The sequence below is a fragment of the Streptomyces sp. NPDC034111 genome (assembly GCF_055575375.1).
Genome location: NZ_JBVIST010000001.1, coordinates 51,343 through 66,493 on the forward strand (window position 1 = coordinate 51,343; position 15,151 = coordinate 66,493).

Consider the following 15,151-nt stretch of genomic DNA (forward strand, 5'->3'; position numbering starts at 1 on the left):
GGTCTGCGGCAGGCTGAAGGTGTCATCCGGCTTACGGGTCCCGGGGCAGGCCCGGGAGCGCTGCCGGGAAAGGGGTGACGCGGTGGCCGTGAACGAGTTGGCGCAGACGGTGCGCCAGCAGCTCGGCATCGGCCGGGTGCTGCCGCTCGGCGGGCCCGCGGACGGGTCCTGGATCACCGAGCGGGCGGCCGCCGGGGCGCTGCGGGCGGCCGCCGCCACACCCGCGGGCGTACGTCTCGGCACGGTGCGGCTGTCCGTCGCCGATCCCGGCCATGCCGCCGAGGCCGCCGTACCGGCCCCGCCGAGCGCCCTGCCGCCGGGCCCGCTGCGGATCGAGGCGGAGTTCGCCGCGGTCGCCGGACGGCCGCTGCCGGCCCTCGCCGACCAGGTGCGCGCGGCGCTTCTGGAGGCCTCCATCCAAGGGCTGGGGCTCATTGTGGGGGCGGTGGATCTGCGGGTGACCGAACTGCTGGCGGCGGACGGGACGGAGGAGGAGGCCCCGGCGGCACCGGCACCGCCGGCGGCCACTCCCCCGCCGACGCCCCTGGAGCCCCGTACCGAACCGGCCGGCTCGACGCAGGAGGGCCCGGAGGGGATCGCCGCGGTCGCCCGGGCGGTACCGGGCGTGGCCCGTCTGGCGCCGGTGCTCGGCGAACGGTCCCGTGCGGTGCGGCTGGCCGACGGGCATGCGCTGATCCAGCTGGCCGTCGCGTCCGGATATCGCGCCCTGGACGTCGCCCACGCCGTACGGGAGTCGGCGGCCGCCGCGCCGCCCCGCCCGTCGACGGTCGCCGTACTGGTCACGGCCGTCGGGGAGGACTAGGGCGGCGGCCCCAGGGGCCGGCAGGTTCTGCGGCTGCTACTCCCCCACGCCCGCGAGGTCGCGGAGGCGGCGGGCCTGGGCGGCCCGTTCGGCGGTGCGCTGCTCCTCGTAGGTGCGGCCCGCCGCGCCGGCCAGCAGCGCCTTGGTCTCGATGACGGCATCGCGCGGCGCGGCGAGGAGCGCGGCCGCCAGATCGGCCACCGCGGCGTCGAGTTCGTCCACGGGCACGACGAGATTGGCCAGGCCGGTCCGCTCGGCCTCCTCGGCGTGCACAAAGCGCCCGGTGGCGCAGATCTCCAGCGCCCGGGCGTAGCCCACCAGCCCGACCAGGGGGTGGGTGCCGGTCAGATCCGGTACGAGGCCGAGGCTGGTCTCGCGCATGGCGAACTGCACATCCTCGGCGACCACCCGCAGATCGCAGGCGAGCGCGAGCTGGAAGCCCGCGCCGATGGCGTGTCCCTGCACGGCGGCGATGGACACCAGGTCATTGCGCCGCCACCAGGTGAACGCTTCCTGGTACTCGGCGATGGTGGCGTCCAGCGCGCTGTCCGTGCCGCGCGCCAGATCGATGAACGACGGCTCGCCGTCGAAGCCTTCGGGCGTGAACGCCTGCCGGTCGAGGCCGGCGGAGAAGGACTTGCCCTCACCGCGCAGCACCGCCACCCGGACGCTTCCCGGCAGCAGTGAACCCGCCTCGGCCAGCGTCCGCCACATGGCCGGCGACTGCGCATTGCGCTTGGCCGCGTTGGCGAGGGTCACCGTGGCGATGGCACCGTCCACGGTGAGCCGCACACCGTCCTTGTCGAGCAGAGTCATGAGCGCCTCCGAGTCAGCCAGCCGCACCTGCGTGCGTAAGTGACTGAACGGTAACCTCCCGGTCGGCTGCTCCGCCGACCGGGGGGACACCGCTGATACCCGGAGTCGCGGCCGTCAGGCCGAGGCGGCCTTCTTGCCCCTTGTGGCTCCGCCGCGACCGCGCAGGACCACACCGGATTCGCTGAGCATCCGGTGCACGAATCCATAGGAGCGACCGGTTTCCTCGGCCAGCGCCCGGATGCTCGCTCCGGAGTCGTACTTCTTCTTCAGGTCTGCCGCGAGCTTCTCGCGCGCGGCGCCGGTCACCCGGCTGCCCTTCTTCAGAGTCTCGGCCACCCGTGCCTCCTCGTGGGAAGTGCGCTCTGGACTCTCATGATCACCCCTCCCCGGCTTCCTGGCCACCCATTCCGCAAGGTTCAGTACGACATCCTTTGCCGGCGGACGGCCCCGCGGCAGTGACGGAACCCCTCATTCCGCCCGTCCCGCGGGCCGCCCGCACGCGATCTTCGACGGAAAGTGCCAGGTCAGGGGAGATACGGCCGAAAAGGTGAGGGCACAGCCGTACGGCGCGGGGCAGGTGTCGCAGACTCGCCGGGGTATGAGCCGTTCTCACTCAGATGATGGATCACAGGTCGGCCGAATGATCCATACGGCATGATCCAACCGCCGTGACCGCCGGGTACGGCCGCTACGCCGCGCCCCGGCGCCGCCGGTCAGGCCAGCGCGACCAGATCCGCGTAATCCTGGCCCCACAGGTCCTCGACGCCGTCGGGCAGCAGGATGATCCGCTCGGGCTGGAGCGCGTCCACCGCCCCCTCGTCGTGCGTCACCAGCACCACCGCGCCCGTGAAGGTGCGCAGCGCGCCGAGGATCTCCTCGCGGCTGGCCGGGTCGAGGTTGTTGGTGGGCTCGTCGAGCAGCAGGACGTTCGCCGACGAGACCACCAGCGTCGCGAGCGCGAGCCGGGTCTTCTCGCCACCGGAGAGGACCCCGGCCGGCTTGTCGACGTCGTCGCCGGAGAACAGGAAGGATCCGAGCACCTTACGGACGGCGACCAGGTCCATGTCGGGGGCGGCCGAGCGCATGTTCTCCAGGACCGTACGGTCCGGGTCCAGGGTCTCGTGCTCCTGGGCGTAGTAGCCGAGCTTGAGGCCGTGGCCGGGGCGGACCTCGCCGGTGTCCGCCTGCTCGACGCCGGCCAGCAGCCGCAGCAGGGTGGTCTTGCCCGCGCCGTTGAGACCCAGGATGACGACCCGGGAGCCCTTGTCGATGGCCAGGTCGACGTCGGTGAAGATCTCCAGGGAGCCGTAGGACTTCGACAGGCCCTCGGCGGTGAGCGGGGTCTTGCCGCACGGCGCCGGGTCCGGGAAGCGCAGCTTGGCGACCTTGTCGGAGGCGCGCACCGCCTCCAGGCCGGCCAGCAGCTTGTCGGCGCGCTTGGCCATGTTCTGCGCGGCGACGGTCTTGGTGGCCTTGGCCCGCATCTTGTCGGCCTGGGAGTTGAGCGCCGCGGCCTTCTTCTCGGCGTTCGCCCGCTCGCGCTTGCGGCGCTTCTCGTCGGCCTCGCGCTGCTGCTGGTAGAGCTTCCAGCCCATGTTGTAGACGTCGATCTGCGACCGGTTGGCGTCCAGGTAGAAGACCTTGTTGACGACCGTCTCGACCAGGTCGACGTCGTGCGAGATGACGATGAAGCCGCCGCGGTAGGTCTTGAGGTAGTCGCGCAGCCAGACGATGGAGTCGGCGTCGAGGTGGTTGGTCGGCTCGTCGAGCAGCAGGGTGTCGGAGTCCGAGAAGAGGATCCGGGCCAGTTCGACGCGGCGGCGCTGACCGCCGGAGAGGGTGTGCAGCGGCTGGCCGAGGATGCGGTCGGGCAGGCCGAGGCTGGCGGCGATGGTCGCGGCCTCCGCCTCGGCGGCGTACCCGCCCTTGGTCAGGAACTCGGTCTCCAGGCGCTCGTACTTCCTCATCGCCTTGTCGCGGGTGGCGCCCTTGCCGTTGGCCATCCGGTCCTCGTTCTCGCGCATCTTGCGCAGCACGGTGTCCAGATCGCGGGCGGAGAGGATGCGGTCGCGGGCGAGCACGTCCAGGTCGCCGGTGCGCGGGTCCTGCGGCAGATAGCCGACCTGGCCACCGCGGGTGACCGTACCGGCGGCGGGGATGCCCTCACCGGCCAGCACCTTGGTGAGGGTGGTCTTGCCGGCGCCGTTACGGCCGACCAGGCCGATGCGGTCGCCCTTGGCGATACGGAAGGAGGCGGACTCGATGAGGACGCGGGCGCCGGCACGCAACTCGAGGCCGGAGGCGGTGATCACGGAAAGGCTCCAGGGCAGGAAGACGGCGGATTGGACGGTCCGAGAGCGGGCTGCGCCGTCTAATGAACCCAGAGGAGAACTGCCATACGAGGCAGTCTAACGGGCCAGTGCAAGGAGTTTTTCCGGTCGGCCGCCGGGGACGTTGTGACCCGCGCCACCGAGGAGCGCCCCGGGCGCGACCGTGCGACGGTCGCCATAGGGGTCGGGCCCGGCATCGCGCGAGGCGGCCATCGGCAGGGCGAACAGGGCCGCGGCGAGCGGGACCGCCAGCGGGCCGAGGCGCCGGACGCGCCGTACGGGCGAGGTGGGGGGCGTGAACACCCGGGCCCCCTTCGTCGGGAGATCTGCCGATCGGGCGACGAGCGTAGCGGCGCGCGGGGCACGCCGAGGGGCACGGGCGGGCGACACGGCGGGCCGGTGCGGCCGCGTCCCCCGTTCGGCCGCCCGGCGCGTCAACGCCGGTCCGCCGGCGGACCGTTGCCGGGCGGCCGGCCGCGGCCGGCGGCAGGGCGTTGTCAGACCCCGGTGCCACACTGTGATCCAGGACACAGAGCGGCTGGTCCGCGGCGAACGAAAGGTGCGGTGACGACCATGGCAGGCACGACGGCGGGCACCCCGACCATGTATCCGACGGTGCTCTACAGGGACGCCCACGCAGCCATCAGACAGCTGACGAAGGCGTTCGGCTTCACCGTCGGCGCGCAGTACGAGAGCGAGGACGGCCTGCTGCTGCACGCCGAACTCTCCTACGGCAACGGCACGGTGATGCTGGGCTCGAAGGGCCGCGGCGGGGTCTTCGCCGAGGCGATGGAGGACGCCGGACCGGTGGGCATCTACGTCCTGGTCGAGGACACCGACGCACACTTCGCACAGGCCGAGCGGGCCGGTGTGGAGATCCTGATGCCGCCGACCGACCAGCCCTACGGCTCACGCGACTACATGGCCCGGGACGCCGAGGGCAACATCTGGAGCTTCGGCACCTACGCCCCGGCCCGCGCCGGGTCCTGAGCCGGTGGCCCGGACCGGCGCCGGCCGGCGGCGAGGCTCACACCCCGCCGGTGTGGACCTGGAACGCCGCGCGGCGCACGGCCTTGGCGAGCGCCGGATCGGGGTGCGCCGCGGCCAGCGCCACCAGCACCTGGACGGTACGGGGGTGCCCGACGGCGCGTACCTCCTCCAGGAGGCGCGGCACCGATCCCTGGACCGCGGAGTCGAGGTGACGCACCAGCAGCTGGGTCTCCCCGTGGTCGGCGACGGCCGCCGCGGTGTCCACCCACAGCCAGGTCGACTCCTCGCGGGTGAGCACATCGGGCGCGGTCTCCGGGTCGCCGCCCTCGTGCTCGACCAGCCACAGCAGGGCGTAGGGGCGCAGCCCCGGCTCGTCGGCGGCGGCCCGTACGGCGGGCTCGGCCGGTGCGCCGACCGCGCGCAGCGCCTCGAAGGCCAGTCCGCGCAGCAGGGCGTCCTCACCGCGGGCCACGGCCAGCAGCTCCTCGACGGCCGCGCCGACGGAGCGGGCGGCGAGCCAGGCGCGGTATTCGGCGCGGGCCGGTCCCGGGGTGAGCCGTGCGCAGCCGCGCAGCATCGCCTCCGCGGACTGTTCGATGTTGCCGGCCGGGCTCTGCGCGGCGACGCAGATCTGCTCCAGCTTGACCCACACCGACCAGTGGCCGAGCGGCGTCAGCTGCGCCTCGCACAGGTCGTCGGCGCCTTCGTAGGAGCCGTTTTGCGCACCGTTCGGCGGCCTCAGCGCGCCCACGGTCAGCAGCGCGTCCAGCGCCCAGCCCAGCAGTTCGGCCAGCGGCGCCCCCGCGGCGTCGTCGGCCGGCGCCGCGGCGTGGTCGTCGTCGCCGGCGCCGCCCGGGGCCGGGTCCTGCCCGTAGGGAACCTCGCAGCGTTCCGTACGCAGTTCGGTGACGCGCTGGTCGAGCATGTCCAGCAGCACCGGCAGCCGTACCGGCCCGGCGGACAGATGCAGCAGCGACAGCAGCTGCGGCAGCGCCTCGACGACCTCGGCGACGATCGCGGGGCCGGCGCCGGGCGGTGCGGGGCGGGCCAGCGACCAGGCGTCGCAGAGCGCGACCCAGCCGCGCAGCGCGGCCGTGTCGTCGCGGTCCCAGGCACGCAGCCGCCAGCCGGGGCGGGCGAGGCCGTCGTGCAGTTCGACGAGTCCGGCGAGCCGGGCCCGGTCCCAGTCCATGCGGACCTGCTGCGGCGTCAGGCCGAGGGCGTCCGCGGCGCGGTCCGCCGCGGCCGCGGGCAGCGCTCCGTCGGGGCCGGCGCGCAGTGCGCCGCCGCTGCCGCCGGTACTGCCGCCGGCACAATCCGCCCAGCGGGCGAGCCGGGCCGCACCGGCAAGCACGGCGCGGGCCTGCCGGGCCAGTTCCGCGGGTGGCGGGGTGCCCTCGGGCGGGCGGGGCGCCGGGCGCTTGGCCCGGGTTGTCACCGCCCGGCGGGCGGCCGCAACCGGTTGACGGGGGACGAGTCTGAGCCTGGAGTCGCGCGGAGTACGGGACGTCACAGGAGCAGTGTTGCCGCTGACGGCCCGAAAGCCCAATCGGAACCCAGGTTGCGGTCCGGCGGGGCCGCGCCACCGCACCGACCCATCCCGGATAGGGGGAGTTGTCCCCCCGTATGCCCGGGGGTCATGGAAGCGGTGGCGGCGGGCCCGGGGACGCCGGTGCTACATGAGCGGGGTGAGGAAGCGGCGCAGCGCCTCTTCGTAGGGGGTGGGGTCGGCGTTCCACATCGCGGCGTGCGGTGCGTGCGGGACGGGCTGAAGGGTGATCAGCTCCGCGCGTCGGGCGGCGAAGGAGCGGGACGCCGTCCAGGGCGCGATCCGGTCGTCGGGGCCGTGGAACAGCAGCGTGGGGACGTGCAGCTCCGCCAGATCGGCGTCCGCGGACCGGTCGGCGGACATCTTCGCGGCGCCTTCGGCGGCGCGGATCACCAGCGGCAGCAGGGCGCGCGGGACCCCCCGGGCGGCGGCCAGCGCGCGGAGGGTGGCGCGCCGGTCGAGGACGGGTGAGTCCAGGATCAGCCCGCTGATCCGGTCGCGCAGCGCGGAGTGGGTGGCGGCATGCAGCGCCATGGTGGCGCCGGTGGACCAGCCGTAGAGGACGATGTCGCGGGCGCCGTAGCGCACGGCGTAGCGGATCGCCGCGTCGAGGTCGCGCCACTCGGTGTCGCCGAGGTGGTGGAGGCCGTCGCCGGTGCGCGGGGCGCCGGGGTCGTTGCGGTAGGCCAGGTCCAGGACGGGCAGCCGGTGGCGGTGCAGGAACGGCATGACCACCATGGGGTGTTCGCGGGTGGTGCCCAGGCCGTGCACGGTGATGACCCAGATGTCGCGTACGGCGGGGACGAACCAGGCGGGGAGGGGACCGAGTTCGCCGGGGATGTCGACCTCGGCGTAGTCGAGGCCGAGGGTGTCGCGGGGGTTGCCGAGGTGGACCTGCGGGGTGAGCCGCATCCGGGTGCCCGGTGTGAGGGTGCCGTGGGTGACCCGCTCCAGGCGGCGTACGACGGCATCGGCGGGGTGCGGGGCACCGTGGACGACGGAGCCGATCACCGCATGGCAGCCACCGCCGGTGAGGCCGTACGTCCCGGGCCGTAGCGACGCCAGACTGCGGGTGAGGGCGATGCGCTCCTCGGTGGCGGAGTGCACGGTGAGCCGGGAGTCGCCCGGGAGGGGGTACTCGGGCGACGGTTTCAGGGCCATGGCGCCGGCGTACCGGCCGACCGCCACGGCGGCCGCCCCGGCACCGATCACGGTGGCGGCGGCCACGGCCGCCGCGGTACCCAGACGCACCTCACCAGTGTGCGCAGCGGCGCCGGGTGCGGCCACTTGGCACCGTCGGCGGGGTGAGCGGGCGGGGCGGCGCGGGCCGCGGGGTGAGCGGGCGTTGGCGGCCGGCCGGGCCTGCCAGGCAGGTCCCGTCAGCGCTCCTGGCCGTATCCGCGCAGCCGTTCGCCGGCCGCCGCCAGCTGGTCCGCCGCCAGCAGGCTGGGGGTGTGCCCGGGCACGGAGTGCGCCAGGAGCCAGACCCGGCACATCCACTCCAGCTGGGCGGTGCGGTCCAGCGCCTGGTCGAGGCTGTCGCCGTAGGCGACGGTGCCGTGGTTCTGGAGCAGCGCGCCGGTGCGGTCGCGGAGCGCTTCGAGCAGGTGCGCGGCGAGCTCGTCACTGCCGTAGAGGGCGTAGGGAGCGACGCGTACGGGCCCGCCGAGCGCCGCGGCCATGTAGTGGACCGGGGGGAGCTCGGGGACGAGGGTGGAGACGGCGGTGGCGTGCGGGGCGTGGGTGTGGACGACGGCGGTGGCCGTGGTGCTGCGGTAGACCGCCAGATGCATCGGCAGTTCGCTGGTCGGCCGGAGCGTGCCGATGATCTGGCGCCCTTCGAGGTCGACGGCGGTGGTGTCGTGGGGGCCGAGCCGGTCGTAGGGGACGCCGCTGGGGGTGACCAGCACCAGGTCCCTGATGCGGCATGAGACATTGCCCGAGGTACCGACGACCAGGCCGTCGGCGACGGTCCTGCGGGCGGTGGCGACCAGTTCGCTCCAGGCGGCGGCGAGCTGGTCGGAGTGGTCCTTCATATGTCCTCCGGCGCGGTGCGGCGAAAGCGGATGCAGTGCGCGCCACCGTACGAGCGGGCCGGGGAAGGCTACGCCAGAGGCCCGCCGGTCCGGTATGCGCCATATGGGGATATCTGCGGACACGGGCTCACCGGTATCGGAGCCGCCGGCCCGGCTGTTGAGGCCGACGGAACGCCGCACCGGCCGAGCACAGGGAGTTCGCCAACGGGTGAGGCGGAAGTGACGTGAGTGACACCTCCGCGTGAACACTGCGGCCGTGTCATCGCCACGCCCGTCCCAGTTCACCTCCCGTTCACCCATCGTCCGTACGGTCCCGAGCGACACTGACCTTCGAACTGATTGCCTGGGTGAATGGAACACATCACGCTTCTCATCGGGATCGTGATCGTCACGGCCTTGGTGTTCGACTTTACGAACGGCTTCCACGACACGGCCAACGCGATGGCCACCACCATTTCCACCGGGGCCTTGCGACCCAAGACCGCGGTGGCGATGTCCGCAGGACTCAACCTCGTCGGGGCGTTCCTGTCCGTGGAGGTGGCCAAGACCATCTCCGGGGGGATCATCGACGAGGGCGCCGGCATCAGACCTGAAGTGATCTTCGCCGGTCTGGTCGGCGCCATCATCTGGAACCTGCTGACCTGGCTCGCAGGCCTCCCCTCCAGCTCCTCCCACGCACTCTTCGGCGGTCTGATCGGCGCCACGCTGGTCTCCGTCGGAACCCACGGCGTGCACGGCGAAGCCGTGGTGATGAAGGTCCTCATCCCGGCCGTGGCCGCCCCGCTCGTCGCCGGTCTGGCCTCGACGGCGGCGACCCGGCTCACCTACCGGCTGGCCCGCAACCGTGACGAGGCCGACACCGCCAAGGGCTACCGCGGCGGACAGATCGCCTCGGCCGCCCTGGTCTCGCTCGCCCACGGCACCAACGACGCCCAGAAGACGATGGGTGTGATCACCCTCGCGCTGATCACCGGCGGTGTGGTCGCCCCGCACGCCGACCCGCCGATGTGGGTCATCGCCTCGGCCGGCCTGGCCATCGCCCTCGGCACGTACCTGGGCGGCTGGCGGATCATCCGCACGATGGGCAAGGGCATCACCGACATCCAGCCGCCGCAGGGCTTCGCCGCCCAGACCGGCGCCGCGGCCACCATCCTGGCCTCTTCCCACCTCGGCTTCGCGCTCTCCACCACCCAGGTCTGCTCCGGTTCCGTGATGGGCTCGGGCCTGGGCCGCAAGGGCGGCGTGGTGCGCTGGTCCACGGCCGGCCGGATGATCGCCGCCTGGGGCCTGACGCTGCCGGCCGCCGGCCTGGTCGCGGCGGGCGCCGCGTTCCTCGCCGGGCAGGGCGACTGGGGCGTGACGGCGGTGGCGATCCTCGCGCTCGGCATCAGCGGCGCGATCTGGGCCGCCTCCCGGCGCAACACCATCGACCACACCAACGTCAACGAGGGCCCGGCCGCGGAGCCGGCCGGTGTGGTGACCGCCGCGCTGCGCACCGTCTCCCCGCCCCCCGCAGGCCAGCCGGCCCCGCAGGCCGACACTGCACAGGCCACCGAGGTGCCCGCGGAGGGCGCCGACACCCCCGCCCCCACCCCGCGTGCCCAGGCCGCGACGGTCACCCGCTAGCGGCTCTCACCTAAGGAACACTCCATGAGCATCGACTGGGCAGCGTTCGGCCAGGTCTTCGGCGTCAGCATCGTGGTGACGGTCGGGATCGTGGGCCTGTTCACCGTCGGCATCGTCGGCACCTCCCGCAAGCCGGGCCGGGAGGGTGAGGCCGCCGTGGCGACCGCGCCCGGCATCGGCGCGCGGGCCGGTGCGATGGCCGCCTTCGGCCTGTGCGCGGCGGCCGTGGCCTACGGCATCTATCTGATCGTCGCGGGCTGATCCGGCCCCGGCGACCACCCAGGCACCACCGCACGAGGCGTTCGGCGGACCACGGCATCAGCCGCGGCCGCCGAGCGCCTCGTCGGCTTCTCTGGCCAGCTCGTCCGCGATGGCCGTACCGCCGCGGCTGTTGAGGTACTCGGAGACCCGAATCTGTACGACCTTGCTGAACGTCTGGTAGTGGGCGCTGCGCGGGCGCGGTTCGGCCGCCCGCAGCGCCGCGTAAAGCGTCCGGGTGTACGGCGGCTGCCGGCCAGGCCAGGGCGCGTGCTGCCCCGTGCTGCCGTGCTCGGCGCGGGCCGGCGGCAGCGGGCAGACGGGCGCCTTCGCCGCCTCGCGGTACGCCGAGTCGCGGGTCGCCGCGAACCCCCGCTCCAGCAGACAGCGTTCACTGCCCGGGCTGGTCAGCGCCTCGATCAGGGCCCGGGCGCCGGCCGGCCGCCGGCTGCCGGCGGAGATCGCCAGGTTCTGCCCGCCCAGCACGGACATCCGCTTGCCGTCGACCGGCCGGGCCGGCAGTTCGGCCACGTCGAACTGCTCGCCGGGGGTGAGCTTCTCGGCGACCGAGGCGTACTCGACCGGCCAGTTGCGCATGAACAGTGCGCGGCCGTCGGCGAACCAGCGGCGGCTCTCCGTCTCGTCCATCCCCATGGCCTCGTGCGGCATGATCGAGTCGAGCCGGTCCTTGACGTCGGCGACACCCTGCTGGAGCGCGCCGACCTGCTCGCCCTTGGTGAAGCCGGCGGCGTCCGGGTCGCCGCCGTTGTACCAGGCGGACTCCAGGGTGTTGACGGTCAGCCCCTCGTAGGGCCGCAGCTGGGCGACCATGCCGTACATCCTGCGGTCCTCGGGCACCTTGCCGTCCTTCGCCGTACGGGCGAGTTCACGGTTGTAGGCACCGGCCACCTCCTGGGAGATGTTCTTCACCTCGCCCCAGTTGGACGGCGGCTGGTGGTGCCCGTACCGGGCGAGGAGGTCCTTGCGGTAGTACAGCAGCCCGGCGTCGGTGTTGAAGGGCACGCCCCAGACCTGCCCGGCGTGGTCGACGGTCTTGACCACGCTGTCGAGGAAGTCGCCGTCCAGGCTCGTGCCCCAGGGGCGGATCACGCCCGCCTCGGCGAACTCCGCGGTCCAGGCCACATCGAGGTTGAGCACGTCGTAGTCGCTGTTGCCGGACTGGCCCGCGGCCAGCAGCTGGCTGCGCTGGCCGTCGGCGGTGTCCGGCAGCTTGACGATCCGCACCGAGCGGCCGGTGCGCCGCTCGAAGGCCCGGATGAGGTCCTGGCGCACGCCCGTACTGCTGAGGTCGCTGCCGGTGGCCAGCACGATCGGGCCCTTCTCCGGGCCCGGCTCCGGACCCGCCGTACAGCCGACGGCCGCCACCGTCAGCAGCAGCGACAGGCCCAGTGAAAACAACGGCGAAAGGAACGCCTGCGGCCGGGCGGCCCGCCCGGTGGTCCGCGCGCCGCTCACCGGTCCCCCTTGCCCGCGGTGCCGATGGAGGCGACCAGCCCGGCCAGCAGGTCGGCGGCCTGCGGACCACCGGCCACACACTGTCCCCTGGACGCACCGGCCAGCCCCTGGAGGGCGAACGTGTCACAGCCGGCCCGGCCCGTCACCAGCGTCAGCACCGGCACCGCGGGCCGCTGCTTCAGCAGCCCGGTCAAGGTCCGCTCGACGCCCGCCGCACGCCGCGGGCCGCCGTCGTCCTCGTCCAGGATCAGCACGATGGCCTGATTGCTGCCGGCCGACTTCTTCATCTCCCGTACGGCGGCGGTCAGCGCCTCCTCCATCGCGGCGCCGTGGTCGACCAGTTCCCCCTTGGCGATCCGCTCCAGCGCCGCCTTGCCGGGGGCCGGGTCGGCGGTGCCCAGCGGGACCACCTGCCGCACCGCGCCGGGATCGTCGGGGTGCGCACGGTCGGGGAAGGTCCACAGGCCGTACGTGTGGTGGGCGCCGACCATCTCCAGGGCGCGGCCCGCGGCGCCGAGGGCCACCGGCAGCTTGCCGCCGTCGGCCATCGAGGTGGAGGTGTCCATCAGGATCAGCAGCCGGCTGGACTTCTGCGCCTTGTCGTAGCCGTTCAGTACCCGGGCGACCTGGTCGGCGCCGGCGGTGAAGGGGGTGACGGGGGCGTCGAGGTCGGTGTTGGCGCGGCTGCTGCGCAACGGGGAGCCCGGTGCGGGCGCCGGCGCCGTACCGTCCTCGCCCAGGACCCCCCGGTATCCCTGCGCGGTGAGGGTGCGCCGGCCGCCCGCCGGGGCGCGCAGCCAGTCCGCGAAGCGGTCGACCGCGGCCTGCCGGGGCGTGGCGTCCGCGGCACCGCGCCAGTCGACCCGGATCAGCGGATGGTCGAGCGCCGGGACGTTCTTGGGGTAGTACGCGGCGTAGCGGTCACCGGGGGCGAGTGCGGAGGGCAGGGCCGGGCAACTGCCGATGGCGTGGCCGAGGTTGAAGTCGGCCAGGGACTTCTCGGAGACCAGCGGCGCCGAGCGGGCGCCGCGGCCGGTGCCGGGGCGGCCCTGGTCGGCGGAGGGGCGCAGCGAGCACAGCAGCTCGGTGCTGTCCGCGTACTGGCTGCCCGGGGCGGAGAGCCGCCGTTCGGCGCCCTCGGCGAGGGCCGGGTCCAGGACGCCCGAGGTGCCGATGGGCGAGCCGTCGTCGGCGAGGTAGAGGCCGAGGGTGTGCAGCAGGCCGGTGCCGGACAGCACCGGGCTGGGGCGCAGCAGCTTCAGATCGCGGTGTGCGCTGTCGGTGCTGGTCAGCAGCTCCCGCCAGGACGGGTTCAGGGTGTCGACATCGTCCAGCCGCCTGGTGGCCGGGATGCCGACGACCAGCGGACTGTAGGCGACCGGGCCGGTGTTGCGCAGGGTCGCCGGGGAGCCCTTGGGCGGCATACCGCGGCGGGCCTCCTCGTAGTCGGCGGTGGATTCGGGGATCCACAGATCGGGCTGCGGCCCCGGCCGGTTGAGGAGGTCGGCGCCCTTGCCGGCACCCTTGTCGGCGCCCTTGCCGGCACCCTTGCCGTCCGGCGGTCCCCCTCCGGTGCCCTTGGCCTCGCCCTGCCAGCGCCCGGCGGCGGCGAAGCCCTGGTCGATCTGGTCCCTGGCGGCGGAGTAGACGGTGATCTGGGCCCGCCGGCAGCCGGCGGGCAGATCGCTCTCGCCGTGCAGCGGACGGGTGTTGAGCTCGGACATCTCATAGGCGAACGCCGCCTGGCGCAGGGCCGGTTCGGCCTCCGGGGCGGTGAGCAGCCGCAGTTCGAGGGCGGGCGGGCAGGGCGGCTGCGGCCGCAGCAGAGGCAGCACGGTCAGTGCGGTGGCGGTGAGGGCGAGGACGGCGCAGAGCGCGAGCAGCGGCTTCAGCCGGGGCCGCAGATGCTGGTTGGACCAGCGGCGTAAGCGGATCCGCGGCGGGGTGGGCAGCGGCACCTCGGGGGTGGCGAAGGACAGCACGACATCGTCGACGGTGTTCTGCTTCGCCGAACGGGGCTCCCATACGTCGCCCATCGGCGTGCGCTCACCGGCGAGCCGTACCCGCAGCTCCCGTACCAGGTCCTCGAAGGTGACGAACCGCCTTCCGGGGATGCCGTGTTCGAGGATCTGCACCATGGCTCGGGTGAAGAGGGTGCCGCCGGCCGGCTCCGCACCGCTGAAGATCCGGCGGTTGGGCTGGGCGGCCATCAGCAGCGACATCGGCTTGCGGTGGGAGTGGAAGGCTCCGCCCGCATTGCCCGCGTAGCAGCACTCCAGGACGATGACGACGCGCTCGGCCCGGGCGCTGTCGAGACAGGAGAGCACCACGTCCTGCCAGGAGACGGTGGTGTGGCTCTGCCGGGGCACCGACGCACCGACCATCAGCCGCAGATCGCCGCCGTCACTGCCGACCCAGCCGTGGCCGGAGAAGTGCACCAGCAGCAGACCGCGCGCCTCGTCCGCGGCGGCCTTGAGCGCCTGGCTCAGCTCCCACGGCTCGTGCGGACGGCACAGGGTGACCTCGCCGGCGGTGAACAGATCGGTGGCGGTCAGCGCACGCCGCAGCTCCGTGGGGTTGTCCTCCACCGCGGGCAGACCGGTCAGCGTGGCGTAGTCGTGGACAGCGATCAGCAGCGCCCGGTTGACCTTGCCCCGCGCGTCGTATTCGGACATCCGGGTCAGTCCTCGCCGGTGCTGCCGCTCTCCTGCGCGGGACTGCCGGGATCGGGGCGTCCGGGCTCGCCGACCGGGTGCACCGCACCGCCCGCGGCGACGTCGACGGCGGGCACCTCGCCCTCGGCGCGCTCCTCCTTACGGCGCCGCAGCCACTCCCGCAGCGCGATGCCCAGCCCCTTGGTGACCTCGGCGGCGGCCGCGCCCACGATCACCAGGATCAGATCGTCCACCCCCACGGCCATATCGCCCGCGCCGGGACCGTCCGCGGCGTCCGCCTCCTCGGCGGGCCGTGGCCGGTGCTCCCAGGAGTGCTCCCTGCTGCCGAGCCAGGGTTCACGCTCCAGCCACGCCCGGAGGTCGTCGACGTCCTGCTGCGGATTGTTCGTGCCCGTGACCCGGATACGGATCTCCTGACGCCCGGTGCTCTCCGGCATCCCCCAGCCCCCTTCCGGCGGCCCCTTCGCCGCCGTACGCCAGATAGTGACGCGGGATCAGGGGCGCGGGCAACCGTGTGTGACGCCACAACCACCCTGTGGCGTCCGCCACAGCGCCTGCCGCGGCACAGCACC

14 protein-coding genes are annotated in these 15,151 nt (G+C 73.6%); 4 read left to right on the forward strand and 10 right to left on the reverse strand.

The window, feature by feature from the left end:
• The first annotated feature begins 82 nt into the window (after positions 1–82).
• Positions 83–823, forward strand: coding sequence for a hypothetical protein (locus tag ACZ55A_RS00275; RefSeq protein ID WP_468830795.1), 741 nt, complete (start codon positions 83–85; stop codon positions 821–823).
• Positions 824–859: 36 nt separating this feature from the next.
• Here ACZ55A_RS00275 and ACZ55A_RS00280 read toward each other — a convergent pair whose 3' ends face one another.
• The 4 genes from ACZ55A_RS00280 to ACZ55A_RS00295 form a co-directional block, all read right to left on the reverse strand.
• A complete protein-coding gene (locus ACZ55A_RS00280; RefSeq protein ID WP_468830798.1) occupies positions 860–1,639 on the reverse strand; it encodes an enoyl-CoA hydratase/isomerase family protein in 780 nt (259 codons plus the stop codon).
• A 114-nt stretch (positions 1,640–1,753) separates the two neighbouring features.
• On the reverse strand, positions 1,754–1,975 hold the full coding sequence (locus ACZ55A_RS00285) for a helix-turn-helix domain-containing protein (RefSeq protein WP_006606369.1): 222 nt from the start codon (positions 1,973–1,975) through the stop codon (positions 1,754–1,756).
• Positions 1,976–2,352: 377 nt separating this feature from the next.
• Entirely contained in the window at positions 2,353–3,951 is a 1,599-nt protein-coding gene (locus tag ACZ55A_RS00290; protein WP_468830801.1) for an ABC-F family ATP-binding cassette domain-containing protein, read from the reverse strand.
• A gap of 96 nt (positions 3,952–4,047) precedes the next feature.
• Entirely contained in the window at positions 4,048–4,272 is a 225-nt protein-coding gene (locus tag ACZ55A_RS00295; protein WP_468830804.1) for a hypothetical protein, read from the reverse strand.
• A gap of 270 nt (positions 4,273–4,542) precedes the next feature.
• On the opposite strand from ACZ55A_RS00295, the gene ACZ55A_RS00300 reads away from it, so the two are divergent.
• A complete protein-coding gene (locus ACZ55A_RS00300; protein ID WP_468830807.1) occupies positions 4,543–4,959 on the forward strand; it encodes a VOC family protein in 417 nt (138 codons plus the stop codon).
• A gap of 37 nt (positions 4,960–4,996) precedes the next feature.
• Here the strand turns inward: ACZ55A_RS00300 and ACZ55A_RS00305 are convergent, their stop codons facing one another.
• The 3 genes from ACZ55A_RS00305 to ACZ55A_RS00315 all read right to left on the reverse strand — a co-directional run bounded on the left by ACZ55A_RS00305 (position 4,997) and on the right by ACZ55A_RS00315 (position 8,544).
• Complete coding sequence (locus tag ACZ55A_RS00305; protein WP_468830809.1) at positions 4,997–6,472, reverse strand: hypothetical protein; 1,476 nt, start codon at positions 6,470–6,472, stop codon at positions 4,997–4,999.
• A 162-nt stretch (positions 6,473–6,634) separates the two neighbouring features.
• Positions 6,635–7,759 (reverse strand): alpha/beta hydrolase, encoded by a 1,125-nt coding sequence (locus tag ACZ55A_RS00310; RefSeq protein ID WP_468830812.1) that lies wholly within the window; start codon positions 7,757–7,759, stop codon positions 6,635–6,637.
• A 128-nt stretch (positions 7,760–7,887) separates the two neighbouring features.
• A complete protein-coding gene (locus ACZ55A_RS00315; protein ID WP_468830815.1) occupies positions 7,888–8,544 on the reverse strand; it encodes a class II aldolase/adducin family protein in 657 nt (218 codons plus the stop codon).
• A 351-nt stretch (positions 8,545–8,895) separates the two neighbouring features.
• On the opposite strand from ACZ55A_RS00315, the gene ACZ55A_RS00320 reads away from it, so the two are divergent.
• Positions 8,896–10,170: an inorganic phosphate transporter gene (locus tag ACZ55A_RS00320; protein ID WP_468830818.1), complete on the forward strand. Its 1,275-nt coding sequence runs from the start codon at positions 8,896–8,898 to the stop codon at positions 10,168–10,170.
• 24 nt (positions 10,171–10,194) lie between these two features.
• Positions 10,195–10,431, forward strand: a complete 237-nt coding sequence (locus tag ACZ55A_RS00325; RefSeq protein ID WP_468830821.1) for a hypothetical protein — start codon at positions 10,195–10,197, stop codon at positions 10,429–10,431.
• Between the two features lie 57 nt (positions 10,432–10,488).
• Here the strand turns inward: ACZ55A_RS00325 and ACZ55A_RS00330 are convergent, their stop codons facing one another.
• Genes ACZ55A_RS00330 through ACZ55A_RS00340 form a run of 3 tightly spaced genes read right to left on the reverse strand, consistent with a single transcriptional unit; the run spans position 10,489 to position 15,016 of the window.
• Positions 10,489–11,904: an extracellular solute-binding protein gene (locus tag ACZ55A_RS00330; protein WP_468830824.1), complete on the reverse strand. Its 1,416-nt coding sequence runs from the start codon at positions 11,902–11,904 to the stop codon at positions 10,489–10,491.
• Entirely contained in the window at positions 11,901–14,579 is a 2,679-nt protein-coding gene (locus tag ACZ55A_RS00335) for a caspase family protein (RefSeq protein WP_468830827.1), read from the reverse strand. Before ACZ55A_RS00335 ends, ACZ55A_RS00330 begins: the two co-directional genes overlap by 4 nt.
• 5 nt (positions 14,580–14,584) lie before the next feature.
• Positions 14,585–15,016, reverse strand: a complete 432-nt coding sequence (locus ACZ55A_RS00340) for a hypothetical protein (RefSeq protein ID WP_468830830.1) — start codon at positions 15,014–15,016, stop codon at positions 14,585–14,587.
• Positions 15,017–15,151: the final 135 nt, after the last annotated feature.

Excerpts from the sequence above, each read along its gene's own strand:
- ACZ55A_RS00325 (WP_468830821.1), top strand. The coding sequence starts at position 10,195 with ATGAGCATCGACTGGGCAGCGTTCGGCCAGGTCTTCGGCGTCAGCATC.
- ACZ55A_RS00340 (WP_468830830.1), bottom strand. The coding sequence starts at position 15,016 with ATGCCGGAGAGCACCGGGCGTCAGGAGATCCGTATCCGGGTCACGGGC.
- ACZ55A_RS00320 (WP_468830818.1), top strand. The coding sequence starts at position 8,896 with ATGGAACACATCACGCTTCTCATCGGGATCGTGATCGTCACGGCCTTG.
- ACZ55A_RS00280 (WP_468830798.1), bottom strand. The coding sequence starts at position 1,639 with ATGACTCTGCTCGACAAGGACGGTGTGCGGCTCACCGTGGACGGTGCC.
- ACZ55A_RS00315 (WP_468830815.1), bottom strand. The coding sequence starts at position 8,544 with ATGAAGGACCACTCCGACCAGCTCGCCGCCGCCTGGAGCGAACTGGTC.
- ACZ55A_RS00335 (WP_468830827.1), bottom strand. The coding sequence starts at position 14,579 with ATGTCCGAATACGACGCGCGGGGCAAGGTCAACCGGGCGCTGCTGATC.
- ACZ55A_RS00300 (WP_468830807.1), top strand. The coding sequence starts at position 4,543 with ATGGCAGGCACGACGGCGGGCACCCCGACCATGTATCCGACGGTGCTC.